This is a genomic window from Kitasatospora cystarginea (assembly GCF_039533515.1).
Taxonomy (GTDB): Bacteria; Actinomycetota; Actinomycetes; order Streptomycetales; family Streptomycetaceae; genus Kitasatospora; species Kitasatospora cystarginea.
Genome location: NZ_BAAATR010000006.1, coordinates 202,754 through 225,799 on the forward strand (window position 1 = coordinate 202,754; position 23,046 = coordinate 225,799).

The window sequence follows — 23,046 nt, forward strand, 5'->3', positions numbered from 1 at the left end:
AGACCCTGCCTCTATGCTCGGCGCCCCGACCGACCGGAGGTTCCCATGAGCACCGCCCGCCCTCTGATCGACAGCAGTCGGCGCCGGGCCCTGCTGGCCGCCCGTCACCTGCTCTCGCCGCCGCACCGCGCCCGTACTCCGGAGCAGGTCGCCGGGGCGGTGGTGGCCCTGCACTCCAGCGACCCCGCGACGGTCTTCCTCTCCGCCGCCGCCCGCCTCGAGCACTCGGACACCGCCGCGCTTGAGAGCGCGCTGTACGAGCGGCAGACCCTGGTGCGGATGCACGGCATGCGGCACACCCTGTTCGTCCTGCCCGAGGAGCTGGCGTCCGTGGTGCAGTCCTCGACCACCCGGAAGGTGGCCGAGAAGGAGCGCCGGATGTTCACCGCCTTCGCGGCCGGCGGCGGCTTCTCCCCCGACTGGCTGGCGAAGGTGGAGAGACTCACCCTGGCCGCGCTGGCCGACTGCGAGCAGGCTTCCGCCTCCCGGCTGGCCGAGCTGGTACCGGAGTTGCGCGAGGCCGTCCCGGTCGCGGTGGGCAAGCCGTACCAGTCGACCCACACCATCGGCACCCGTCTGCTGCGGGTGCTCGGCATGGAGGGCGAGATCGTCCGCGGCCGCCCGCTGGGCGGCTGGACCAGCGGGCAGTACCGGTGGGCGCTGCGGGCGCCGCTGGCCGAACTGCCGGTCGCCGAAGCCCAGGCGGAGCTGGTGCGGCGCTGGCTCGCGGCGTACGGACCCGCCACCGCCGAGGACGTCAGGTGGTGGACGGGCTGGGGTGTGCGGGAGGTACGCGCCGCCCTCACCGCCTGCGCGGCGGCCCCGGTCCGACTGGACGTCGGCGACGGGGCGGGGGACGTCGAGGGGTACGCGCTGCCCGAGGATGCGGACGGTGCGACGGACGGTCCGGAGCCGGAGCCGTGGGCCGCACTTCTGCCGGGGCTCGATCCGACGCCGATGGGCTGGCGGCAGCGCGACTGGTTCCTGCCCGCCGAGCACCGGGCGGACCTCTTCGACCGCTCCGGCAACATCGGCCCCACGGTGTGGTGGAACGGGCGGATCGTCGGCGGCTGGGCGCAGCGGGCCGACGGCGAGATCGTCCGGGAACTGCTGGAGCCGGTGGGCGCCGAGGCCGAGGCCGCGATCGACGCCGAGTCGGCCCGCCTCGCCGTCTGGCTGGGTCCGGTCCGGGTGACACCCCGCTTCCGCACCCCGCTGGAGCGCCGCCTGAGCAGCCGCTAGCGCGAGCGGCGCCCGGTCCGGCCGGGCGGGGCACGGAACCCGTCAGCGGTAGCGGCGCGGGCCGCCCGGACGGGTTGTGATCCCTCTCTCGGTTCCGCCCTGCCGCCGCCCTCGCCGGAGCGAGAACTCACCCGTCTGCCGCCTTCCGTCGGCACCGCGCCGACCTGCGCCCTTCCCCGGGACGGGACGGCTGCGGCGCCTCAGCGGCGGCCCCTCGTCGCGCGGCGGCGGGTCTTCGGCCGGTCGGCGGGGAGGTTTGATTCGTTGCAGACTGAGCAAAAGAACCCGGGCCGCGACCGCGGCCCGAGGATGGTGAGTCCGGTGACAGCCGTACGACCGAACCATGCGCACCCGACAGCACCGCCCCCGCCACCGACCGAGGTGAGTCCGGTGACCGAGACGCTGACCGACATATCCCCGAGCGCAGAAGTGCAGCCACTGACCGAGGCGAACGCCGAGGGGCATCTGGCCGCCATCTGCTTCAAGATCGGCCCTCCCCGACTGGTCGGCGTGGAGGCGGAGTGGTTCGTCCACGATGTCCGGTCCCCCGGCGCCCAGGTGCAGCCGGAACGGGTGACCCAGGCCCTCGCGGCGCTGCCCGCCGACCCCGCCGGCAGTCCTCCCGGCCCGCTGTTCCCGGCGGGTTCCCTTCTCACCCGCGAACCGGGCGGGCAGGTCGAGCTCAGCTCCCCGCCCGCCGACAGCCCCGGCGACTGCGCCGAGGGCCTGCTGCTCGACCAGGGCGCCCTGCGGGCCGCACTCGCCGCCCAGGGCCTGCGTCTCACCGGCTCCGGCACCGACCCGCTGGCCCGCGAACGCCGGATGCAGCTCTCCCACCCCCGCTACCGGGCGATGGAACGGCACTTCGACCGCACCGGGCCCTGGGGCCGGACGATGATGTGTGGCACCGCGTCCCTGCAGGTCTGCGTGGACGCCGGCACCGCGAGCGGCCCGCAGTCGTACACGGCACGGTGGCGGCTGCTCCATCTGCTCGGCCCGGTGCTGGTCGCCGCCTTCGCCAACTCTCCGTTACTGGACGGCCGGCCGGCCGGCCACCGCTCCACCCGGCAGATGGTCTGGTCCAGGGTGGACCCGACCCGCACCCTGGCGCCGCGACTCGCCGACGGCGACCCGGGCGAGAACTGGGCCCGCTACGTCCTGGACGCCGAGCTGATGTGCATCCAGCGCGGCGACGGCCGCTCCTGGGCCGCACCGGCCGGGCGCACCTTCCGCGACTGGCTGCGCGAGGGCGGCGAACGGCCGCCCACCCTGGCCGACCTGCACTACCACTGCACCACGCTGTTCCCGCCGGTCCGCCCGCGCGGCCACCTGGAACTGCGCATGATCGACGCTCAGCCCGACAGCGGCTGGCTGGTCCCGCTGGCGCTGGTCAGCGGACTGCTCGACGACCCGGTGGCCGCCGACACCGCACTCGCCGCGCTGGAACCCCTCGGCACCCTCGACCGGCTACCTCCGCGCTCCGAACTCTGGCGCCGGGCAGCCACTTTGGCGATGGCCGATCCGACGCTGCGCCGGGCCGCGCTGGCCTGCTTCGGTGCCGCCGAACAGGCCCTCGCCCGCCGTACCGGCAGCGGACGGCTGAGCCGGGCCCTGACCGAGTTCGCCGAGCGCTACCCCGCGCGGGGCCGATGTCCCGCCGACGACCAGCTGGACGCCCTGCGGGCCGGCGTCCACCCCGTCCTCCAGGAGAGCGCACCATGCTGAACGCCGACCGTCTCCCCCAGGCCGCGCCGGAGCCCACCGGCGCCGAGCCGCTGCGCGAGCGGATCGCCGCCGAGCTGCTGGCCGCCCGCGAGCGGACCGCCGCGCTCACCGACTGCGTGGACGACCGCGACCTGACCGCCCAGCACTCCCCGCTGATGTCGCCGCTGGTCTGGGACCTCGCCCACATCGGCAACCAGGAGGAGCTCTGGCTGCTTCGCAATGTCGGCGGTCGAGAGGCGATGCACCCGGAGATCGACCCGCTCTACGACGCCTTCGAGCACCCGCGCGCGAAGCGCCCCGCGCTGCCACTGCTCGCCCCGGCCGAGGCCCGCGCCTACTCGTACGAGGTGCGCGGCCGGGTGCTGGACCTGCTCGCGGCCAGCCCCCTCGAAGGGGCGCCGCTGCTGGACGGTGGCTTCGCCTTCGGGATGATCGCCCAGCACGAGCAGCAGCACGACGAGACGATGCTGATCACCCACCAGCTCCGGCAGGGCCCGGCCGCGCTCACCGCTCCCCCGCCACCGGCCCTCGATCCCGATCCGCTGCCGGCCGAAGTCCTGGTCCCGGCGGGCCCGTTCACCATGGGCACCGACACCGAGCCCTGGTCCCTGGACAACGAGCGGCCCGCCCACCGGGTCGACCTGCCGGCCTTCCGACTGGACACCACCCCGGTGAGCAACGCCGCCTACCAGGAGTTCATCGCGGACGGCGGCTACCGTGACCCGCGCTGGTGGACGGCGGAGGGCTGGACGCACCGGCAGCGCGCCGGCCTCGGGGCCCCGCTGTTCTGGCACCGCGACGGCGGCCAGTGGCTGCGTCGCCGCTTCGGGGTGACCGAGCCGGTGCCGGGCGACGAGCCGGTACTCCACGTGTGCTGGTACGAGGCCGACGCGTACGCCCGCTGGGCCGGGCGGCGGCTGCCGACCGAGGCCGAGTGGGAGAAGGCCGCCCGGCACGACCCCGCCACCGGCCGTTCCCGCCGCTTCCCGTGGGGCGACGCCGAACCGACCCCGGAGCTGGCCAACCTGGGCCAGCGCCACCTGCAGCCGGCCCCCGTCGGCAGCTACCCGGCCGGCCGGTCGCCGTACGGGGCGCGGCAGTTGATCGGCGACGTGTGGGAGTGGACGGCCAGCGACTTCCGGCCGTACCCCGGCTTCGGAGCCTGGCCCTACCGGGAGTACTCCGAGGTGTTCTTCGGCCCCGAGTACAAGGTGCTGCGCGGCGGCTCGTTCGCCGTCGCGCCGGTGGCCTGCCGGGGCACCTTCCGCAACTGGGACTACCCGATCCGGCGGCAGATCTTCTCCGGCTTCCGCACCGCCGCCTCGGTCGAGGAAGCCTGATGTGTCGTCACCTCGCCTATGTAGGGCGTGCGTTGGCCATACGGCAGCTGCTCGTTGACCCGCCCGCGAGCCTTTACCGGCAGTCCTGGGCCCCGCGACTGCAGCAGTACGGCAGCATGAACGCGGACGGCTTCGGCGTCGGCTGGTACGCCGCGCACGACCCGGTTCCGGCCCGCTACCGGCGGGCCGGGCCGATCTGGGCCGACCCCTCCTTCACCGACCTCGCCCGGGTGGTACGGACCGGCGCCCTACTCGCCGCCGTGCGCTCCGCCACCGACGGCTGCGCGCCGGGCGAGGCGGCGGCGGCACCGTTCGGCGCCGAGCGGTGGCTCTTCAGCCACAACGGCGCGGTGCCCGGCTGGCCGCGGCAACTGGGCAAACTGGCCGCCACCCTGCCACCCGAGGAGCTGCTCGGTCTGGAGGCCGCCAGCGACTCCGCCCTGCTGTGGGCACTCACCCTGCACCGGCTGCGCGCGGGCGCCCCGCTGGACGTCGCGCTCGCGCGGACCGTCCTGGAGGCCGCGGACCACAGTGCCGAGGCCCGGCTCAACCTGCTGCTCACCGACGGGACTTCGATCGCCGCCACCAGCTGGGGCGACACCCTCTGCTACCGGCTGGGCCCCGGCTCGGTGGTACTCGCCTCGGAGCCGTACGACGACCTGCCCGGCTGGGTGCACCCGCCCGACCGCTCACTGCTGCTCGCCGGCCCCGACGGCGCGACCGTCCGACCGCTCGGCTGACCGTCCCCCGCACCGCACGGCCTCCTGCGGAGCGCAGGGGCTTCACCGCACCGGACTCCACCCAACCGGGCTTCACCGCACCGGACTTCACCGCACCGAGAACTCACCGCACCGTGAACTCGCCGCACCGTGAGAGGAACTCCGCACCATGGGCACCTTCGACCTCACCCGACTGCTCCCGGCTGACCACTTCAGCAGCGCGCTACGGCACGACGTCCGGCACGGTCTGACCGCGAATCCCAAGTGGCTGCCACCCAAGTGGTTCTACGACGCCCGGGGCAGCGAGCTGTTCGAGGAGATCACCCGGCTACCCGAGTACTACCCGACCAGGGCCGAGCGGGAGATCCTGATCGCCCGCTCCCGCGAGATCGCCGCCGTGACGAAGGCCCGCACCTTGGTGGAGCTTGGCTCCGGCTCCTCCGAGAAGACCCGGCTGCTGCTGGACGCGCTCCGCGAGGTCGGCAGCCTGCGGTCCTACATACCCGTGGACGTCAGCGAGAGCGCGCTGACCTCGGCCGGGCGGGCACTGACCGGGGAGTACCCGGAGATCGCTGTGCACGCCATCGTCTCCGACTTCACCCGGGGCCTCGGCCTGCCCCCGGACGGCGGCCCCCGGCTGGTCGCCTTCCTCGGCGGGACCGTGGGCAACATGCCCCCGGCCGAGCGGGCCGAGTTCCTGGCCACGCTGCGCCGGGAACTGGAGCCGGGCGACGCACTGCTGCTCGGCACCGATCTGGTCAAGGAGCCGGCCGTGCTGATCGCCGCGTACGACGACGCGGCCGGGGTGACGGCCGCCTTCAACCGGAACGTGCTCTCCGTGGTGAACCGGGAGCTGTCGGCGGACTTCGACCCGGCGGCCTTCGAGCATGTCGCGCTCTGGGACCCGGCGGCCGAGTGGATCGAGATGCGGCTGCGTTCCCGCAGGTCGCAGACGGTGAAGGTGGAGGCGCTCAGCCTGCCGGTGCACTTCGCCGAGGGCGAGGAGCTGCGGACGGAGATCTCGGCGAAGTTCCGGCACGCCCGGGTGGCCGACGAGCTGACCGCCGCCGGGTTCAGGCTGACCGAATGGTGGACCGACGACCAGGGGCGGTTCGGGCTGTCCCTGGCGGAGCCGGTCGGCAGGAACGGCTGAGGCCCCCGGGCCCACCGGGGAGCGCCCCGGTGGGATGCGTTCGCGCGATGTTCAACTCTTGAAGAGTCTGGGTGATCACCGATGCTCTGATGTACAAGGTTTAAACGATGTGGTTACTATCTCAGCGCCTCAGCGTTGAGTACAGGAGTCAGATCGTGAGCGTCACCCAGCAGCCCGTAAGGTCCGGGGCCACGGCCCCGGACCGGCTCGGCTTCGTCGTCTTCATCACCGCAGCCGCCGCCCTCGGCGGCTTCCTGTTCGGCTACGACAGCTCCGTGATCAACGGCGCGGTGTCCGGCATCCAGGACCGGTTCGGGATCGGCGACGGCGTCACCGGCCTGATCGTCTCCTCCGCGCTGCTGGGCTCGGCGGTCGGCGCCGCCCTGGCGGGCCGCTTCGCCGACCGCTATGGCCGCATTCGAGTCATGAAGGTGGCGGCCGTCCTGTTCGCCATCAGCGCGGTCGGCTCGATGCTGCCGTTCGCCGCTTGGGACCTGGCGTGCTGGCGGGTGCTCGGCGGTGCCGCGATCGGTATCGCCTCGGTGATCGCCCCGACCTACATCGCCGAGGTCGCGCCCACCAAGTACCGGGGCCGGCTGGCCTCCTTCCAGCAGGCCGCGATCGTGCTCGGCATCGCCATCTCGCAGCTGGTGAACTGGGTGCTGGCCGAGTCGGCCGGCGGTGACACCCGCGGCCACCTGCTCGGCCTGGAGGCGTGGCAGTGGATGCTCGGGATCTGCGTGATCCCGGCCGTGGTCTACTTCGTGCTCTCCTCGATGATCCCGGAGTCGCCCCGCTACCTGATCTCGGTCGAGCGGCTGGACGACGCCCGCAAGGTGCTGCGCGAGGTCGAGGGCGAGGGCGTCGACACCGAGGAGCGGATCGCCGAGATCCAGGGCCTGATCGCCTCCGACCACCAGCCGCGCTTCAAGGACCTGCTCGGCGGCCGCTTCGGCCTGCTGCCGATCGTCTGGGTCGGTATCGGCCTCTCGGTCTTCCAGCAGCTCGTCGGCATCAACGTGATCTTCTACTACTCGTCGATCCTCTGGCAGTCGGTCGGCATCGACCAGAGCAGCTCGCTGCTGATCAGCTTCTCCAGCTCGATCATCAACATCGTCGGCACCGTGATCGCGATCCTGCTGGTCGACCGGATCGGCCGCAAGCCGCTGGCGGTCATCGGCTCGGTCGGCATGGCCGCCTCGCTGGCCGCGGCCGCCTGGGCGTTCAGCTCGGCCACCGGCAGCGGCAGCGACGTCAAGATCCCGGACCTGCAGGGCACGGTGGCCCTGGTCGCCGCCAACGCCTTCGTCCTCTTCTTCGCCCTGTCCTGGGGCGTGGTGGTCTGGGTGATGCTCGGCGAGATGTTCCCGAACCGGATCCGCGCGGCCGCCCTGTCTGTCGCGGCCTCGGCCCAGTGGGTCGCCAACTGGCTGATCACGGTGTCGTTCCCGTCGATGTCCCGCTGGAACCTCTCGGCGACGTACGCGATCTACGCGGCGTTCGCGGCGCTGTCGATCCTCTTCGTGGCCCGGTTCATGAAGGAGACCAAGGGCGTCCGCCTGGAGGACATGGGCTGACCTGAGCCCTCCCGCACGCCGGGCCCCGCATCCTCCTGCCGTCGAGCGGAGGTGCGGGGCCCTCGTGCGCGGGTCACCAGCCATGTCGCACCCCAGGCATGTCACAGCCCCAGCGCGAGCGGTCCGCGCTGGGGCTGTCCGTTGCTGCGGTCGAGCCGGTCAGACAGTCGGGAAGTCCCCCGCCTTTACCCCGGTGACGAAGGCCGACCACGCTTCTGCGGGGAAGACCAGCGCGGGGCCGTCGGGATCCTTGGAGTCACGGACCGGCATCACGCTGGCGAAGCCGTCAGCAACCTCTACGCAGCTGCCGTTGTCGCCGCCGCTGTAGCTACTCTTCCGCCAGGTCTTGAGTGTTGACGCATCGAGGATGTGCCTAGTGCTCATGTTCGTAGTCCTCCGCCACCGATTCGAGCATGTCTAGGGACGCCTCCGGCGGCAACGCGGCAGCCCGAGCAAGATCGTAGGCGTCTCGATACCGCTGCACTAGCGCCGGATCGTCGATCAGCGATCCCGTGTACAGCCCCTCGACGTATGCCGCGTCGGGCGCATCGGAGAAGCGCATCAGGCTCATCATGCTGCCCATCGTTGCGTGCGCCCCGACCGAGTGAGGCACTACCTGCACCAGGATTCGGCCGGCGCGCCCCAGGCCACTGATGTGATGTAGTTGCTCTGCCATCACGGCGGGCCCGCCGACGACCGCACGGATGACGTTCTCGTTCAAGATCGCCCATACCGTGGGGCTGCCAGGATCTTCGAGGATACGCGCACGCTCCAGGCGGTTGACAACGCATCTGTCAACATCTGCCACCGCATAGTTCGGCTGAGCGCCTCGGAACACCGAACGCGCGTATGCCGCCGTCTGCAAGATGCCTGGTACGAGAGAAACGGCATACTCGTAGATCGCTACTGCCTGGCTCTCCAGCTCGGCCGCAGCCGCGAAGTGGTCGGCGAACCGGGCAGTGTTCAGTGTCCGCCGCATCCGGGTGAAGAAGCCGTCCGTGCCCAGCACGTTGTCCAGTCGCTTCGCTATGTCCGCCTGCGGCTTCCTACGGCCCGCCTCGATGTGAGCGATGAGCGATCCGGAGCAGACGACTCGCTCACCTAACTCTTCCTGGGTGAGTCCGCCCGACTCACGCTTGCGCCGCAGCTCCTCACCGTAGAACTCCCCTGGCGACAGCGGCACTTCTCGATCAGAACGTCTGGCCATTCGTCAGTGGCCCTTCTTGACAACCGAGGTTGGAGAGCTTGAGGCACTGCAAATGCTAGCGCCGGAGCGGAATCATTGCGACACACAACGTGATCGGCCGTCCGCAAGCTGACGGACGACGACAGACCCCGGCGACGCCTGGCAGCGCCCCGGGGCATGGCCAACCTGAAGAGAGCAGGTCGACATGAAAGACCTTAGCGACCCTCCGTTCGCGGAAGGGATCACGGCGCCAGAATGGCTTGATCGGGCGCCAGCTGCGGCGAGTGAGCACTCGGCGTGGCTGCCACGCCACCGGAAGTCGGGCGGCGCGGCGCGGAAGTTGCTGCGCGGATTCCTCGCAAACAGCGCAGATGGCGAACTGTACGTCGATGCGGGCGAGTTGGTGTTGACCGAGCTGGTCAACAATGCAGTGCAGCATGGGCGTACGTCGCCCGGCCGGTTGATCTTCGTGCGGTTCGAGCTGTCGCCGGGCGCGCTGCGGGTCGAGGTGCACGACGCCAGTGCGGACCGGCCGACCGTGCGCCGGGCGGGCGTGGAGGACGAGTCGGGCCGGGGACTGTGGTTGATCGATCAGCTGTCGGCCCGGTGGGGCTGCTGTCCGCGTGCGGGCGGGGTCGGCAAGGCGATGTGGGCGGTCGTCGGCAAGGCAGCCGGGGATAAGCGATGACGGAGCTCTCGCCCCCGGGGCGCGCGAAGCAGGAACGGGAAGCAAGCGACACGTCGAGGACGGGTGAGTCATGACCGGAGCTGCGAAGGCCGGCAGGACGCCGGAGACGGAGACGACCTTTCCACACCCGGTCATGGTCGAGATCAAGGGCCTGACGCGGACGGCCACGTTCACCCGGCTCGCCGACGCGGTCGCGGCGGTGCGGACCACCCTTGCCACGCTGTCGCTGGACGACGCCCACGCCGCCTACCTCGCCGAGCAGTTCGCGCCGGAAGCGGTCGACCGCATCGGCCGCCAGCTGACCAAGGTCGGCATGGTGCGCTCCATCGCGTTCGTCGGGATCGATGCCCACCCGATCTACATCCGCCCGACAGGGAAGCGGCAGCAGGTCCAGCCACGCCGCGATGCGTAATTCGCTTGCCCGGCGGTCCGGCGGGTTCGAGACTGCCCGGATGGCGGAAGCGGTGCTGCGGCGGACGGTCCGGGTCCTGGTGACCTGGCGGGGTGAACGGATCGGCGTCCTCGGGCCGTTCCCGGTTGAGAGCGGCTGGTGGCACGATGTGGCGCCGGTGGCCGCCAGCGCCGAGGCCGTGCTCGGGGTGCCTGTGCTGGTGCTGCGGCTGGTCTCGGTCGCGGGCGGCGAGGGCGGGCGAGGCGGGCTGGCCACCTACCACGCGGAGGCCACTGCCCGACCGAAGGGTGAACTCGCCGCCTTCGGCGATGAGTTGGGCAAGGATCCGCTACGCTCCGACTGGGCCACCGCCGAGGGGCTGCGGGCCGCACTGGACTGGGCCGACGACGCCCTGCGGGCGTCCGGGCGGCCGGCGACCGGCCCGGTCGAGCAGGTGAAGAGCTGGAACCTGTCGGGGCTGTACCGAATACCGACCGCGAAAGGCCCGGCCTGGCTGAAGACCACACCCTCCTTCGGGGCTGCGGAGGCCCGGGTGATCGACCTGTTCGGTTCCATGGACCCCCAGTTGGTCCCGGTGGTGCTGGCGGCGGACGGCGTCGGGCGCCGGCTGCTGCTCGACCACGTACCGGGCGAGGACTGCTGGGGCCTGCCGGACGACTCGATGCTCTCCGCGATCGAGCGGCTGGTCGCCGCGCAGGCCGCACTGGCCGGGCGGGCGGCCGCTTCGGGCCTGGACGACCGGACGCCGGGGCGGCTGGTCAGCATGTACCGGGAGCTGCTGCTGCGCACGGACGAACTAGGGCTCACTTCAGCCGAGTTGGCTCAGGCCGAACACCTCAGCAACGAACTCCCATATCTGGCTATCGAGTTGGCTGCCTGCGGGCTGCCGGAGACGGTCCTGCACGGCGACTTCCACCCCGGCAACTGGCGCTTCGACGGCTGGTGTTCGGTGCTGGTGGACTTCTCCGACGCCTGCCTCGGCAATCCGGCCTTCGACGGACTTCGACCCCGGGCCTTCCTGTCCGAGGAGCGCTGGGCGCAGGTCCGCGAGCGCTGGATCGCCGCCTGGTCCGCCCACGTGCCCGGCTCCGATCCCGCACGGGCACTGGAGGTCGCCGGACCGCTGATGCACCTGGCCTACGCGGTGCGGTACCAGACCTTCCTGGACAACATCGAGGCCGGCGAGCGGATCTACCACGAGGGGGATCCGGCCGCGGAGCTGCGCCGCGCGATCGCCTCGTACCGCGCGGTCGGCTCGCAGCGGGCGATCGGCGGGTGAGCCTCCGGGACGGCGCGAGCCGTGACCTGCCCGCCCCGGGACCGCCTCAGCCCCTGGACTCCGGGGCGGGGAACCTGAGCGCGAGCCCGTCCAGCAGGGCCTCCAGGCCGGTTTCGAAGGCGCCGTCGTCGATGGCGCGGCGGTGCTCGGCGAGCAGGTGGGCTTCGCCGAGGTGCGGGTACTCGGCGGCGTAGAGCTGGGCGTCCTCGGGGAAGCCGGCGGCGAAGGAGGCCAGCGCCGAGCCGGTGATGAAGTAGCGCATCAGCGCGCCGATCCGGGTCGCCTGACCGCGCGGCCAGCCGGCGTCCACCAGGAAGCCGAAGACCGCGTCGGCCAGCCGCAGCGCGTTGGGCCGGCGGCCCGGGCCCTGGGCGAGGACCGGGACGATGTTGGGGTGGGCCGAGAGCGCGGCGCGGTAGGAGCGGGCCCAGTCACGCAGGGCACCTCGCCAGTCCGCACCGCCCTCCGGGCCGAACATGCCGAGGTCGACCTCGCCCATTACGCTGTCCACCACCGCGTCCAGCAGCTCGTCCTTGGTGGCGAAGTGGTTGTAGAGCGAGGGGCCGCTGACCGAGAGCCCGGCGGCCAGCCGACGGGTGGAGAGCGCCTCCAGGCCCTCGGCGTCGACCAGCTCGAGAGCGGCCATGACGATGCGGTCGCGACTGAGCAGCGGGGTGCGCGGGCGCGCCATCATCGCCTCCTCGGCGGGGGTTCCGGATGTCCGCCGGTCATTCTCGCAGCCTGCCTCCGGGCGCCTCTTCCCAGATCCGGACCCGGCGGGCTACAGTCCAGGAAAACTTGCACCGCTAGTTTAACGACCCCGACTCCTGGGGCAAGGAGCCGGACGAGGACGAGGGATCCACCGCGATGAACCTGGAGCTCTCCGAGGAACAGGCCGCCGTGCGCGCGCTGGCCGCCGACTTCACCGACCGCGAGATCGCGCCGTACGCCGCCGACTGGGACCGGGCGGAGTCGGTGGACCGGGCGATCGTCGGCAAGCTGGCCGAGGTCGGCTTCCTGGGGCTGACCATTCCCGAGGAGTACGGCGGCAGCGGCGGCGACCACCTGGCGTACTGCCTGGTGCTGGAGGAGCTGGGCCGGGGCGACTCGGCGGTGCGCGGGATCGTCTCGGTGTCGCTGGGGCTGGTGGCCAAGTCCGTCAACGGCTTCGGCACCGAGGAGCAGAAGCGGTACTGGCTGCCGAGGCTGACCTCGGGCGAGGCGCTGGGCTGCTTCGCGCTGACCGAGCCCGGCACCGGCTCGGACGCCGCCAACCTCACCACCCGGGCGGTCAGGGACGGCGACAACTGGCTGATCACCGGCACCAAGATGTTCATCACCAACGGCACCTGGGCCGAGGTGGCGCTGGTCTTCGCCCGCACCGGCGGCGGCGATCCGGAGCGCCAGGGCCATCGCGGCATCACCGCCTTCCTCGTCCCCACCGGCCTGCCTGGCTTCGAGCGCCGGGAGATCCACGGCAAACTGGGCCTGCGCGGCCAGGCGACCGCCGAACTGGTCCTGGACAACGTACGGGTGCCCGACAGCGCCCGGCTCGGCGCCGAGGGCAAGGGCTTCACGGTGGCGATGGCCGCACTGGCCAAGGGGCGGATGTCGGTCGCGGCCGGCTGCGTCGGTATCGCCCGGGCCTGCCTGGACGCGGCGGTGAAGTACGCCGGGGAGCGCGAGCAGTTCGGGAAGCCCATCGCCTCCCACCAGTTGGTGCAGGAGCTGCTCGCCGACATATCGGTCGACATCGAGGCGGCCCGGCTGCTGACCTGGCGGGTGGCCGACCACATCGAGCGCGGCCTGCCGTTCGCCACCGAGTCCTCCGTCGCCAAGCTGTACGCCAGTGAGGCGGCGGTCCGGGCCGCCAACAACGCCCTGCAGGTGTTCGGCGGCTACGGGTTCATCGACGAGTACCCCGTCGGCAAGTACCTGCGCGACGCGCGGGTGATGACCCTGTACGAGGGCACCAGCCAGATCCACAAGCTGCTCATCGGACGTGCCCTGACCGGTGTCAGCGCGTTCTGATCCAGCGAAGTCCCCGAAACCACCGGCATCCGGCGGCACTTCCCGAACCGCCCGCATCCGGCCCCCGAAGCCACCAGCAGGAAATCAGCACCAGTAGAGGAGCCCGAAGAAGTGCGTCCCGTCTACTTCGCCGCCGCCCGCCGCACCCCGATCGGGCGGCTGCGCGGCGCGCTGTCCAGCGTACGGCCCGACGACCTCTCGGCCGCCGTACTGCGCGGACTGCTCGACCAGGTACCGCAGTTGGATCCGGCCAGGATCGACGACGTCTACTGGGGTGCCGCCAACCAGGCCGGCGAGGACAACCGCAACGCCGCCCGGATGGCGGTGCTGCTCGCCGGGCTGCCGGAGAGCGTGCCCGGCGCCACCCTCAACCGGCTCTGCGCCTCGGGCATGGAGGCCGTCACCACGGCGGCCCGCGCGATCGGCTCCGGCGAGGCTGAGATCGTGATCGCGGGCGGCTGCGAGTCGATGAGCCGCGCCCCGTTCGTCCTCCCCCGCCCGGACGAGGCACTGCCGCACCGGATCGAGACCTTCGACACCCGGCTCGGCTGGCGGCTCACCAACCCCAGGATGCCCGAGCTGCACGGCGTGCTCTCGATGGGCGAGACCGCCGAGGAGGTCGCCGCCCGGTACGGCGTCACCAGGGAGCAGCAGGACGAGTTCGCGCTGCGCAGCCACCAGCTGGCCGCGCTCGCCCGCAAGGAGGGGCACTTCGACGCCGAACTCCTGCCCGTGGTCCGCCCGGACGGGCTGGAGGTCGGCCAGGACGAGGGCATCCGGGAGGACACCACGCTGGAGAAGCTGGCCCGGCTGAAGCCGGTCTTCCGGGAGGGCGGCACGGTGACCGCGGGCAACGCCTCGCCGATGAACGACGGGGCGGCCGGGCTGCTGCTGGTGAGCGAGGAGGCGCTGCGGGAGCTGGAGTTGGAGCCGCTCGGCCGCTACGTCGGCGGGGCCTCTGCCGGGGTGCACCCGGATGTGATGGGGATCGGCCCGGTGCCGGCGACCCGCAAGCTGCTCGGCCGGGTCGGCTGGCAGGTCGCGGATGTCGAGGAGGCCGAGTTCAACGAGGCGTTCGCGGCCCAGGCGCTGGCCTGTGTACGGGAGTTGGGCTTCGACCCGGAACTGGTGAACCCGAGCGGCGGCGCGATCGCGCTCGGCCACCCGCTCGGCGGTTCCGGCGCCCGGATCCTGACCACGCTGTTGCACCGGATGCGGCGGACAGGTGCCCGGCGCGGACTGGCCACCATGTGCGTGGGCGTCGGCCAGGGCAGCGCGGTGGTGGTCGAACGGGTCTGACGGCGGACAGGCCCCGCTGCGGCGATCGGCCGCGAGCACCCGGCACGGCTGTGCGGGGCGCGCGCCAGATCGGCCGCGCCCCAGGAAGTACCCAGTTACCCAGGAGGATTGGCAATGGCACGTTTCGTGGGCAAGGTCGCCGTGGTCACCGGCGCCGCGCAGGGCATCGGCGCGGCAACCGCGCTGCGGCTGGCCGAGGAGGGCGCGGCGGTCGCCGTGGTGGACCTGACGGCCGAGCGGGCACAGGGCACGGTGGAGGCGATCACCGCCAAGGGCGGCACGGCGCGGGCCTACGGCTGCGACGTGGCCGACTACGACGCGGTGGAGGCCGTGTTCGCCACCGTGGCTGCGGAGTTGGGCGGGATCCACATCCTGGTGAACAACGCCGGGATCACCCGGGACAACCTCTTCTTCAAGATGCCGAAGGCGGACTGGGACGCCGTCCTGACGATCAACCTGACCAGCGCCTACAACTGCAGCCACGTGGCGCAGAAGTACATGGTGGAGCAGCGGTACGGCAAGATCGTCTCGCTCAGCTCGCGCTCCGCGCTCGGCAACCGGGGCCAGGCCAACTACGCGGCCGCCAAGGCGGGGATCCAGGGGCTGACGGCGACGCTGGCGATCGAGCTCGGTCCGTACAACATCAACGTCAACGCGGTGGCCCCCGGCTACATCGCCACCGCGATGACCGCCGCCACCGCCGAGCGGGTCGGCGCCACGCCCGAGGCGCACCAGGCCGAGGTCGCCGAGCGCACCCCGCTGCGCCGGGTCGGCCGGCCGGAGGAGATCGCCTCCGTGGTGGCCTTCCTGGCGAGCGAGGACGCCTCGTACGTGAGCGGCCAGACCCTGTACGTGAACGGCGGCGCGCGCTAGAACAGGTGACGGCTGTCCGTCAGTCGGCCGATCCCGGAGCGTCGTCACCTGCTCCGGGGTCGCCCGCTGCCCATCCGGGTGGCCCCCGGCCGGGCTCAGAGCTGGGTCTCGATCTCCGCGGTCACCAGCTGCTTGAGGTAGCGCTCGGCCGCGCGGAGCTTGCGGCCGTCCGGGCCTGGCAGGTAGGCGCGGAGTTCGATGATCTCCGGTGCCACCCTGATCGCCTCGGCCTTGTCCTTGATCGAGCGCCAGCACGCCTCCGCATTGGTGGTCGCCTGCTGGGCCTCCGGGTGCTCGGGTCCCACCGAGCGGATCAGCGTCAGAGCCACCTCGCGGTACAGCTCGGCGGCCTGCTCCGGACGGCCCGCCAGCCGCATGACATGGGCGCGGACCTGGCGGACCTGCAGCACGGCCGGGGCGACGGGTCCGTGCTCGGACACCGCCTGCCGCTCCAGATCGAGGGCCAGCTCCATGGCGCTCTCGTGCTCGCCAGCGTCGGCGCTGCGCACGATCCGGCCGATCGTCTCGCGGTACAGGGCGATCGGATCCGCTGGAGCGGACTCCGGGTCGGGCTCGGCGGCGGGCTCCGGGTCGGGCTCGGCGGCGGGCTCCGGGGCCGGGCTCGACAGCTCGGCGCCGGACGGCTCACGGTCCGACGGCTCGGCGGCAGGTGCCTCGGGGGCCGCGGCCGGCTCCTTGTCCAGGCTGACCACGGCGGCGGTCACCGCGGACTCGTACGGCTGCGGTTCCGGCGCCGGGAGCGGCTCGGTCTTCGGCTCGGTCCGCGGCTCGGTCCGCGGCTCGGTCCGCGGCTCCGGGTGCTCCACGACGGTGGCGGGAAGGTCCTTGAACAGGTTCACCAAAGGCACTCCCGCCTCCGCGGGCCCGTCCCCGGGCGCCTGCCGGACCGGCTGCGGCGCCGCCTTCAGCAGCGAGACCGGGCGCACCGGACGCGGCGGCGTCGGCGGCACACCGGGCTTGAGCAGCGAGACCGGCCGCCGTGGGACCACCGGCAGCGTCGGCTCCGGCGTCGGCCCGGCCGTGCCCTTGTCCAGCCGTACCCGGTCGGCCTGAGCCTTGCGCGGCCGCGCCGCTCTCGCGGGCGGCTTCGGCATCACGGCGGACGGAAGTCGCCCGTCGTGCGGCCGGGGCTCCGCATCGCCCACCTGGCGGGAGGTGTTGCGGAACAGCGGCCGGTCGGCCGGGTGGGAGGTGTGGATGATCACGTCGGGGCGCAGCACCGAGTGCACCTGCTGGCGCAGCTGTTCCGGCGTCAGGACGGGCTCGGCGCCCGGGCGGCCGCCGTGCAGTGCCTCTATCAACGCGCGGGTGAAGGTGCCGATCTGCTCCGGGTCCGGAGCGACGACCGCCCAGAGCGGCACTCCGTCCGTCAGCGGGGAGATGGTGCTCTGGAGCTGCGGCCAGACGGCCTGGTCGGCGCTCAGGTCGGCGATCACCAGGGTGTCCCACTCGGCCGGGCGGTGCTGCAGCTCGGCCGCGACGGCCGACCAGGGCAGCCCGTCCTGGCGGATCGAACCCGCTTTGGAGTCACGCAGCGTCAGGTAGAGCTGGCCGCCGCGCCGGTCGGCGATCAGGTGGCCACCCAGGTGGATGATCAGTGGTCCGGCGTGCCGGGCGGCGGCCCGCAGATGGGCCAGGACGCTCTGCGGGTCGCTGGCGCCGGGCAGATGGACGGCGTCCACGGCGTCGGCCGCCAGCAGGATCGACGGCGAGACTGCGGCCAGCATGGCCGAGAGCACCGGCGCCTGGGTCGAGCCGCTGCGCCCCAACAGACGGCGGCCTGACCCGCCGTAACCGCCCTCGATCACCAGGATCCGGCCGCGCGGCCCGCCGCCGAGTCCGGGGCTCGCCGCCACGGGCGCGGGGGCCGGCTGGGGCCGGATCGCGGGCATCATGCCGGTCCAGCCGGTGACGGGCATCCGGCCGTCCGGGGTGTCGGGAAGTGGCGGCACGGTGGTGCGCTCGACGGCCGGCACGGCGTCACCGGGGTACGGCTGCGACTCGCCGTAGCCGCCCGCGGGGCCGGTCGGGCTCGGCGGGGTGCTGGGCATCGCCGGGGGGTTCGGAGGGACCGGCGGCGCGGTGGGCGGGGCCACCGGGTACGGGGACGGTGCAGCCGTGTCGTCGGCGCCGGGTGGACGGTTGCCACTCCCGGAGGTCGATGTGAGGTCAGCCAACGCCGGTCTCTCCCGCCCCGCCCCGCTACTTCCGCGGGGTCCTTCTTTCCTACCGTGGTGTCCTTCACCACGCGCGACCACGCAACCTTACGGTGTGATGCCTCGGGCGAGCCAGGCCGGTCCCTCGATCGCGTGGCCGCCGGTCGGTACCCCCGCCGTTGCCGCGCGCCGGCCCGACGTACCGGATGCCGGAGCCCGCCTGCCACCGGGCGGCTACGGCCGACGGCGGCGAAGGGGAGGCGGTGTCGAAAGGTGGCGGCGGTGGAGGGGCGGCGGCGACCACCCACCTTGCACACCGTCAGGAACCCGGTCTCGATCGCGGTCCGCCGCCTCGATACGGCAAAGCACCGGTCAAGAGCTGTGGCAGGATGCGTGAATGAAGACGACCACTGCCGGACACCGTTGGATGCCGCTCGCCGGCACGGGCCTGCTGCTCTCGGCGAGCTTACTGCTCACCGCCTGCGGCACGCGGCCGGCGACCGAGTCCGGGCCGGGCGCCGCAGCGCACGCCGTCACACCCACCGCCGCACGCGCCGTCGCACTCGATCCCGCTCCTTCCGATGCCGTTCCGAGCAACTCCCCGGGCAGCTCGGTTCCCTGCCCCGCTTCGGGAGTCGACCTCCGGGCCGGGGAGGCCGACGCGGCGATGGGACTGCGCGTCCTGACCGTCGAGTTGGTCAACTGCGGCAACCGGCCGTACGCCCTGAACGGCTACCCGGCCGTCCGCGTACTGGACGAGAACCGGGAACCGCTCGACATCGCGGTCGGGCACGGCACCTCCGACATCGCCGTCATCGACCGCTTCGACGCCGGTCCCGCGCCGCTGAGCCTGCAGCCGGGCGAGAGCGCGCGGTTCGGGCTGGTCTGGCGGAACACCGTGACCGACGGCAACGACGCCCCTGTCAACGGCAGTTACCTGTCCGTCACACCCCGCCCCGGGGATCCGGCGCAGAGCGTGCCGGCCTTCCTCGACCTCGGCACCACCGGGAAACTGGGGATCAGCGCCTGGTCCCCGTCTTCCCGGTGAGTTGCCGTCGGGCGGTGCCTCGCCGTCAGTTGCCCGCGAGCAGGTCACGGAGCAGGGCGACCGTGTCGGCGTCCAGGTCGCGGCCGGTCCGGCGGCTGAGGGCGTCAAGCCGGTTGACCGCGCGGACCAGTTGGTCGCGGGCTCCGGCGGAGGCGTAGGTGTAGAAGAGGTCGCGGTGCAGCAGTTCGACGTCCGGGGCGACGGCGAGGCCGCGGAAGATGGCGGCCTCGGCGCTGCGGTGGTCGCCGTACTGCAGGCGGCGGGCGGCGAGTTCGTGGGCGGTGTCGACGATCGCGGCGATCATGTCCTGGCGTTCGGCCTCGGCCCAGGTGTAGGCGGTGGTCGGGGCCTCGGCGAACGGAGCGCCGCGGACCAGGGCGAGCGCGTGTGCCAGCGCGGCGTCGGCGGTGCTGCTGGTGCTGCGCATGCCGCGCCGGTACAGGCTGCGGAACTCGTCCCAGTCGCAGGTCACGGTCGGGGCGAAGGCGTAGCCGTCCGGGGTGTCCAGGTGGAGGAAGGCCCGGCCCTCGGCCGAGGTGCCGAACCAGGCCGCCAGTTCGGCGAGTTTGGCCTGCAGCGGGGTGGCGGCCCGGTCGGCCGCCGGCCCCGCGCCGTGCGATCCGGGGGCCAGGTGCGCGGCGCCCGGGTGCAGGGCCCGGTCGAGTTCGCCGTGTTCGAGGCCCGGGCGCAGCACCAGCAGGGCGGCCAGTTCGGTCAGCCGGGAGAGCACCGAGGGCTCGGCGGGCCCGACCGCGCACAGCACGTCCACCGGGCCGAGCAGCCGGATCCGGGGTGCGGTACGGGCGGCGTGCGCCTCCGGGGAGCGCAGAATGGCCAGCAGGTCGTCGCTGTCGCTGCGGGTGGAGCTGGGCACCGGCGGTACCGGGTGCACCGGCGTGACCGCGTGCACCACGCCCGCCGGGGCCGGGCGCGCCTGCCCGGCCGGGTCGGCGAAGGCGTCCGCCGGGGGAGCCGGGTCGTGCATCGGCGCGGGCTCGGGGGGCGCCGCCGGGGCGCCGGGGCGGTCCGGCTCGGGCGTGGCGGCCGCCGGCGGTTCGGCGGTGGACGGAGTGCCGGACTTCGTCAGCACGGGCGGGCCGGCGGGCGCCGGGCCCTTGCTGCGCAGTCCGCGGCTGTTGGCGCTGTGCCGGGACGGCGGCCGCGGCGGGGCGACCGGTCCCGCCTGGACCTCCTCGACGCCGGCGGCGGCAGCGGCAGCGGTGTCGGCGCCGGCCGGAGCGGCGGGCCCGGCGAGGCGCGGGGCCAGGGTCACGGTCGGGTCGGTACCCGCGAACGGGCTGGCTCCGGTGCCGATCATCCGGCTCACCAGCTGCGCCCCGGTCAGGTCCGCCGGCAGCGCCAGGGGCGCGCCCAGCGGGGCGCCTACCCCGGCCAGCACCGGCACGGGCGGCAACGGGATCTCCTCCGCGTCGCGGTCACCGCCCGGGCCGTCCAGGGTCCAGTCGGGAGCGGGGTGCTGGGTGGTATCGGATGCGGCCCGCAGCAGCTCGCCGATGTGGCCGTACTGCTGCGGGTCGAGCTTCTGGAGTTCGACGGTGAGGTGCAGTCCCGGGATGGTGGCGGTGCCGCTGCTGGGTAGGGTCCAGCGGGCGACCGGACCGCTGCCGCGTTCGGGCGCGCGGGTGACCACGGCGAGGCAGGTGCGGGGGGTGCCGTCGAGCAGGCGTCCCAGTTCGGCGGGCAGGTTTCCGCCGGGCGGCTGGGCGGAGAGCACGATCTCGGGCACCCAGGACTCGTCCGCGTGGCCCCGGCCGCGGGCGTCCCGCGGACTGGCCGCGTCGGCGGCCACCAGGGTGGCCCTGGCCTTGACCGTCCGCGGGCCGAGCGCGCTGATCGCCGCCTCCAGGCTGTCGTAGCGGTGCACCCGGTCCGCCGCCGTACCGGTGAGCGGCAGGTCCTCGGCGAGCCCCACCAAGTGCAGGTGCAGCCGGTCGGCGAGCGGGCTGTGCGCCAACTCGACCGCCAGCGTGCGCAGTACGTCCCGCGCGTCATCCGGGTGCCCGGACAGGTGCATCAGCCGTACGGTCTCCAGGTCGGCGAGCACCACGGCCCCGTCGGGCGCGGTGCCCAGGGTGACCAGGGCCGGGTAGGGCGCCGCGGTCTTGGCCGCCTGCGCGGCGGACAGCAGTTCCGTGGAGTCCTCGGGGCACCACCAGACGTTCGGCGCGTGGGCCGCCCGGAAGGGCGCGACCGGCGCGGCGGGGGCGCCGAGGTGCAGTTCGACGGTACGCCCCGGGGTCACCCGGACCGCGGCCAGGGCGGGCAGGCGCTTGCTGCCGCGCACGGTGTTGCGGGCCAGTGTGCGCAGTGCCCGGTTCAGCAGGTCGAGGGCGGTGTCGTTCTGGCGCACCTTCAGTTCGGCCTCGAACTCGGCCGCGGGCGCGGCCGGTAGGGCGATCCGGTGCCGGGGGCGGCGGGTGCACTGCTGGTCGCCCCGGCGGCGGGACACCGTTCCGATCATCACCGCCGCGAGCAGGACGCCGACCGTGGAGGCGGCGAGTGCCACGCTGTAGTCGTCGCTGGGCGCCGCCGCCTTCGCGGCCGGAGCCGGTTTCGCGGTGGGCGGCTTGTGCCCGGCGGGTACGGACGGGCGCGCGCCGGCCGGGGCCGGGCTCGGGGTGGCGCTCGGGGTGCCGGGGGCCGGGGCGGACGAGGTCGCGCCGCCGGTACCGGGCGCGGGGGTCGGGGACTGGGCCGGCGGCTGCGGCTGGGCCTGCGCACCGGGGACGGCGAGCACCATGCCCGGGACCAGGACGTCGGGATCGGTCAGCCGTTCCCCGTCGGGCGCGCTGATGCCCTTGTTCGCCTCGAAGAGCTTCGGCCAGGCATCCGCGGCGCCCAGTTCCCGTTCGGCGATGGCCGAGAGCGTGTCGCCGGACCGCACGGTGACGCTGGAACGCCACGTGCTCGCGGGCGGCGTCACTGGGACGGTGCCGCCCTGCGGCGAGCCGGACGTCGCCGAACTCCCGTCCGGTTTGGCGTCGTTCGGCATGAAGAGCTTCCAGCCGGGCTGGATCGGCCGGTCTGCGTCGAAGCGGGCACCCGAATCGTCCATCACCCGGTGGTCGTTGAGCTTCGCGATCTCCACCCATCGTTCACCGGAGCCGAGTTGGCGCTCGGCGATGGACCAGAGGCTGTCCGCCGGCCGGGTGTCCCTGACGGTGTAGGTCGGATGCTGCTCGGCGGCGGGCGCGAGCGCCGGTGCGACGGGGGCGGCGGGCAGCGCCGCGTACGGGGCGCGGGCGGTCAACTGCGCCGGGGCGAGGGCCGCCGGAGCCTTCTCCGGGGTGGCCGCGAAGGCGCCGCCGGCGACCGGCAGTACGGCCAGGACCGAGCCGACCAGTCCGGCCGCCAGCCGCTGGCTCCAGCCGAAGGCGGGGATCCGGCGGGCGATCCGGCCGCGCAGCTGGGCCGGGATCTCCAGCAGCACGGAGAACGCGAAGCACAGCCAGGCGGCCCAGCCGATGACGACCAGCGCCCAGAGGAACAGCCGCCCGTCGTCCGGGCCGGTGAGCATCGAGACGAACCCGCCGCTCGCCACCTCGCCCATCCCGGCGACCGCCAGGGTGCCGTAGAGCAGCAGCGCGGGCAGGCCCGCCAGCAGCCCGAGCAGCGTGATCAGCGAACCGAGCGCGGCGGCCACCGAACCGGCGCTCCGGCCGGGGCCGGCGGCGCGCAGCGGCACCGGCCGCCGCCGGTCTGCTCCGGGTGCACCCGGGGCGCCGCGGTGCGCGGGCGAGTCGGTAGGGGTGCCGTGGGCGTGGTGCCTGGCTCGTGGCGCGGCCATCAGCCGTTCTCCGCTTCCGTGACCCCGTGCACCAGGGTGGCCGTGCCTTGGCCGTGCACCGGGAGGGTGTTGACGTTGATCGCACCGAGCAGCGCGGTGCGGTACGTGGTGTCGATGCTCACCTGGACGGTGTGGTCGTCCTTGAAGGTGACGTCGGCGCTCAGGTGGTACTGGTCGAGGTACGCGTCCGCGGCACGGGTGGCCACGTCGAGGTCGTGCTCGCGGGCGCCGATCACCGGGTAGCCGTCGCCGCGCAGCACCGCCGCCTGGTCGAGCTGCTGGCCGACCACGCGGGCGGCCTCCTGAGCGCGGGCGTCGGTGTTCTCGATCTCGCGCAGCCGTCCGCCGCAGTCGAGCACTATGCCGATCACCACGACCAGTCCGGCGGCGCAGATCGCCACAAAGGTGGAGACCGCACCGGCGTCCGGCGCCGCTCCCCTCCCACGTCCGCTACGGCGTGGCATCAATTCCCCTCCCCCATCCGGTGGT

19 protein-coding genes are annotated in these 23,046 nt (G+C 73.2%); 13 read left to right on the plus strand and 6 right to left on the minus strand.

The window, feature by feature from the left end:
* Positions 1-45 precede the first annotated feature (45 nt).
* The 6 genes from ABD369_RS09855 to ABD369_RS09880 all read left to right on the plus strand — a co-directional run bounded on the left by ABD369_RS09855 (position 46) and on the right by ABD369_RS09880 (position 7,756).
* Positions 46-1,242, plus strand: coding sequence for a winged helix DNA-binding domain-containing protein (locus ABD369_RS09855; protein WP_344635896.1), 1,197 nt, complete (start codon positions 46-48; stop codon positions 1,240-1,242).
* A gap of 390 nt (positions 1,243-1,632) precedes the next feature.
* Positions 1,633-2,967, plus strand: coding sequence for an ergothioneine biosynthesis glutamate--cysteine ligase EgtA (gene egtA, locus ABD369_RS09860; protein WP_344635897.1), 1,335 nt, complete (start codon positions 1,633-1,635; stop codon positions 2,965-2,967).
* Complete coding sequence (gene egtB / locus ABD369_RS09865) at positions 2,961-4,307, plus strand: ergothioneine biosynthesis protein EgtB (RefSeq protein ID WP_344635898.1); 1,347 nt, start codon at positions 2,961-2,963, stop codon at positions 4,305-4,307. Before egtA ends, egtB begins: the two co-directional genes overlap by 7 nt.
* Positions 4,307-5,047 carry an ergothioneine biosynthesis protein EgtC gene (gene egtC / locus ABD369_RS09870; protein ID WP_344635899.1) on the plus strand — a complete coding sequence of 247 codons (741 nt, stop codon included), beginning with the start codon at positions 4,307-4,309 and terminating at the stop codon, positions 5,045-5,047. The genes egtB and egtC overlap by 1 nt, the downstream gene beginning before the upstream one ends.
* Before the next feature lie 148 nt (positions 5,048-5,195).
* Positions 5,196-6,179 carry an L-histidine N(alpha)-methyltransferase gene (gene egtD / locus ABD369_RS09875; RefSeq protein WP_344635900.1) on the plus strand — a complete coding sequence of 328 codons (984 nt, stop codon included), beginning with the start codon at positions 5,196-5,198 and terminating at the stop codon, positions 6,177-6,179.
* Positions 6,180-6,331: 152 nt separating this feature from the next.
* Positions 6,332-7,756 carry a sugar porter family MFS transporter gene (locus ABD369_RS09880; protein ID WP_425557573.1) on the plus strand — a complete coding sequence of 475 codons (1,425 nt, stop codon included), beginning with the start codon at positions 6,332-6,334 and terminating at the stop codon, positions 7,754-7,756.
* 159 nt (positions 7,757-7,915) lie between these two features.
* Here ABD369_RS09880 and ABD369_RS09885 read toward each other — a convergent pair whose 3' ends face one another.
* Both ABD369_RS09885 and ABD369_RS09890 read right to left on the minus strand, forming a co-directional pair.
* Positions 7,916-8,140, minus strand: a complete 225-nt coding sequence (locus tag ABD369_RS09885) for a DUF397 domain-containing protein (RefSeq protein ID WP_344635902.1) — start codon at positions 8,138-8,140, stop codon at positions 7,916-7,918.
* Positions 8,130-8,963 carry a helix-turn-helix domain-containing protein gene (locus ABD369_RS09890; RefSeq protein ID WP_344635903.1) on the minus strand — a complete coding sequence of 278 codons (834 nt, stop codon included), beginning with the start codon at positions 8,961-8,963 and terminating at the stop codon, positions 8,130-8,132. Before ABD369_RS09890 ends, ABD369_RS09885 begins: the two co-directional genes overlap by 11 nt.
* Positions 8,964-9,147: 184 nt before the next feature.
* Here ABD369_RS09890 and ABD369_RS09895 point away from each other — a divergent pair, with 184 nt between their 5' ends.
* The 3 genes from ABD369_RS09895 to ABD369_RS09905 all read left to right on the plus strand — a co-directional run bounded on the left by ABD369_RS09895 (position 9,148) and on the right by ABD369_RS09905 (position 11,321).
* Positions 9,148-9,630: an ATP-binding protein gene (locus ABD369_RS09895; protein WP_344635904.1), complete on the plus strand. Its 483-nt coding sequence runs from the start codon at positions 9,148-9,150 to the stop codon at positions 9,628-9,630.
* A gap of 133 nt (positions 9,631-9,763) precedes the next feature.
* A complete protein-coding gene (locus ABD369_RS09900; protein WP_344635905.1) occupies positions 9,764-10,042 on the plus strand; it encodes a hypothetical protein in 279 nt (92 codons plus the stop codon).
* Positions 10,043-10,082: 40 nt separating this feature from the next.
* Positions 10,083-11,321: an aminoglycoside phosphotransferase family protein gene (locus ABD369_RS09905; RefSeq protein ID WP_344635906.1), complete on the plus strand. Its 1,239-nt coding sequence runs from the start codon at positions 10,083-10,085 to the stop codon at positions 11,319-11,321.
* Positions 11,322-11,367: 46 nt separating this feature from the next.
* Here ABD369_RS09905 and ABD369_RS09910 read toward each other — a convergent pair whose 3' ends face one another.
* The gene (locus ABD369_RS09910) at positions 11,368-12,012 is read right to left on the minus strand and encodes a TetR/AcrR family transcriptional regulator (RefSeq protein WP_344635907.1); all 645 of its coding nucleotides are present in this window, start codon (positions 12,010-12,012) and stop codon (positions 11,368-11,370) included.
* A 176-nt stretch (positions 12,013-12,188) separates the two neighbouring features.
* On the opposite strand from ABD369_RS09910, the gene ABD369_RS09915 reads away from it, so the two are divergent.
* The 3 genes from ABD369_RS09915 to fabG all read left to right on the plus strand — a co-directional run bounded on the left by ABD369_RS09915 (position 12,189) and on the right by fabG (position 15,524).
* Positions 12,189-13,352 carry an acyl-CoA dehydrogenase family protein gene (locus ABD369_RS09915; protein ID WP_344635908.1) on the plus strand — a complete coding sequence of 388 codons (1,164 nt, stop codon included), beginning with the start codon at positions 12,189-12,191 and terminating at the stop codon, positions 13,350-13,352.
* 111 nt (positions 13,353-13,463) lie between these two features.
* On the plus strand, positions 13,464-14,651 hold the full coding sequence (locus tag ABD369_RS09920; RefSeq protein ID WP_344635909.1) for a thiolase family protein: 1,188 nt from the start codon (positions 13,464-13,466) through the stop codon (positions 14,649-14,651).
* Positions 14,652-14,765: 114 nt separating this feature from the next.
* Positions 14,766-15,524 (plus strand): 3-oxoacyl-ACP reductase FabG, encoded by a 759-nt coding sequence (gene fabG / locus ABD369_RS09925; RefSeq protein ID WP_344635910.1) that lies wholly within the window; start codon positions 14,766-14,768, stop codon positions 15,522-15,524.
* A gap of 95 nt (positions 15,525-15,619) precedes the next feature.
* Here fabG and ABD369_RS09930 read toward each other — a convergent pair whose 3' ends face one another.
* Entirely contained in the window at positions 15,620-17,596 is a 1,977-nt protein-coding gene (locus ABD369_RS09930; RefSeq protein WP_344635911.1) for a hypothetical protein, read from the minus strand.
* Positions 17,597-18,098: 502 nt separating this feature from the next.
* Here ABD369_RS09930 and ABD369_RS09935 point away from each other — a divergent pair.
* Positions 18,099-18,749 carry a DUF4232 domain-containing protein gene (locus tag ABD369_RS09935; protein ID WP_344635912.1) on the plus strand — a complete coding sequence of 217 codons (651 nt, stop codon included), beginning with the start codon at positions 18,099-18,101 and terminating at the stop codon, positions 18,747-18,749.
* A 25-nt stretch (positions 18,750-18,774) separates the two neighbouring features.
* Here ABD369_RS09935 and ABD369_RS09940 read toward each other — a convergent pair whose 3' ends face one another.
* Both ABD369_RS09940 and ABD369_RS09945 read right to left on the minus strand, forming a co-directional pair.
* A complete protein-coding gene (locus ABD369_RS09940) occupies positions 18,775-22,557 on the minus strand; it encodes a LysM peptidoglycan-binding domain-containing protein (RefSeq protein ID WP_344635913.1) in 3,783 nt (1,260 codons plus the stop codon).
* Positions 22,557-23,021 carry a hypothetical protein gene (locus ABD369_RS09945; RefSeq protein ID WP_344635914.1) on the minus strand — a complete coding sequence of 155 codons (465 nt, stop codon included), beginning with the start codon at positions 23,019-23,021 and terminating at the stop codon, positions 22,557-22,559. Before ABD369_RS09945 ends, ABD369_RS09940 begins: the two co-directional genes overlap by 1 nt.
* Between the last annotated feature and the right edge of the window lie 25 nt (positions 23,022-23,046).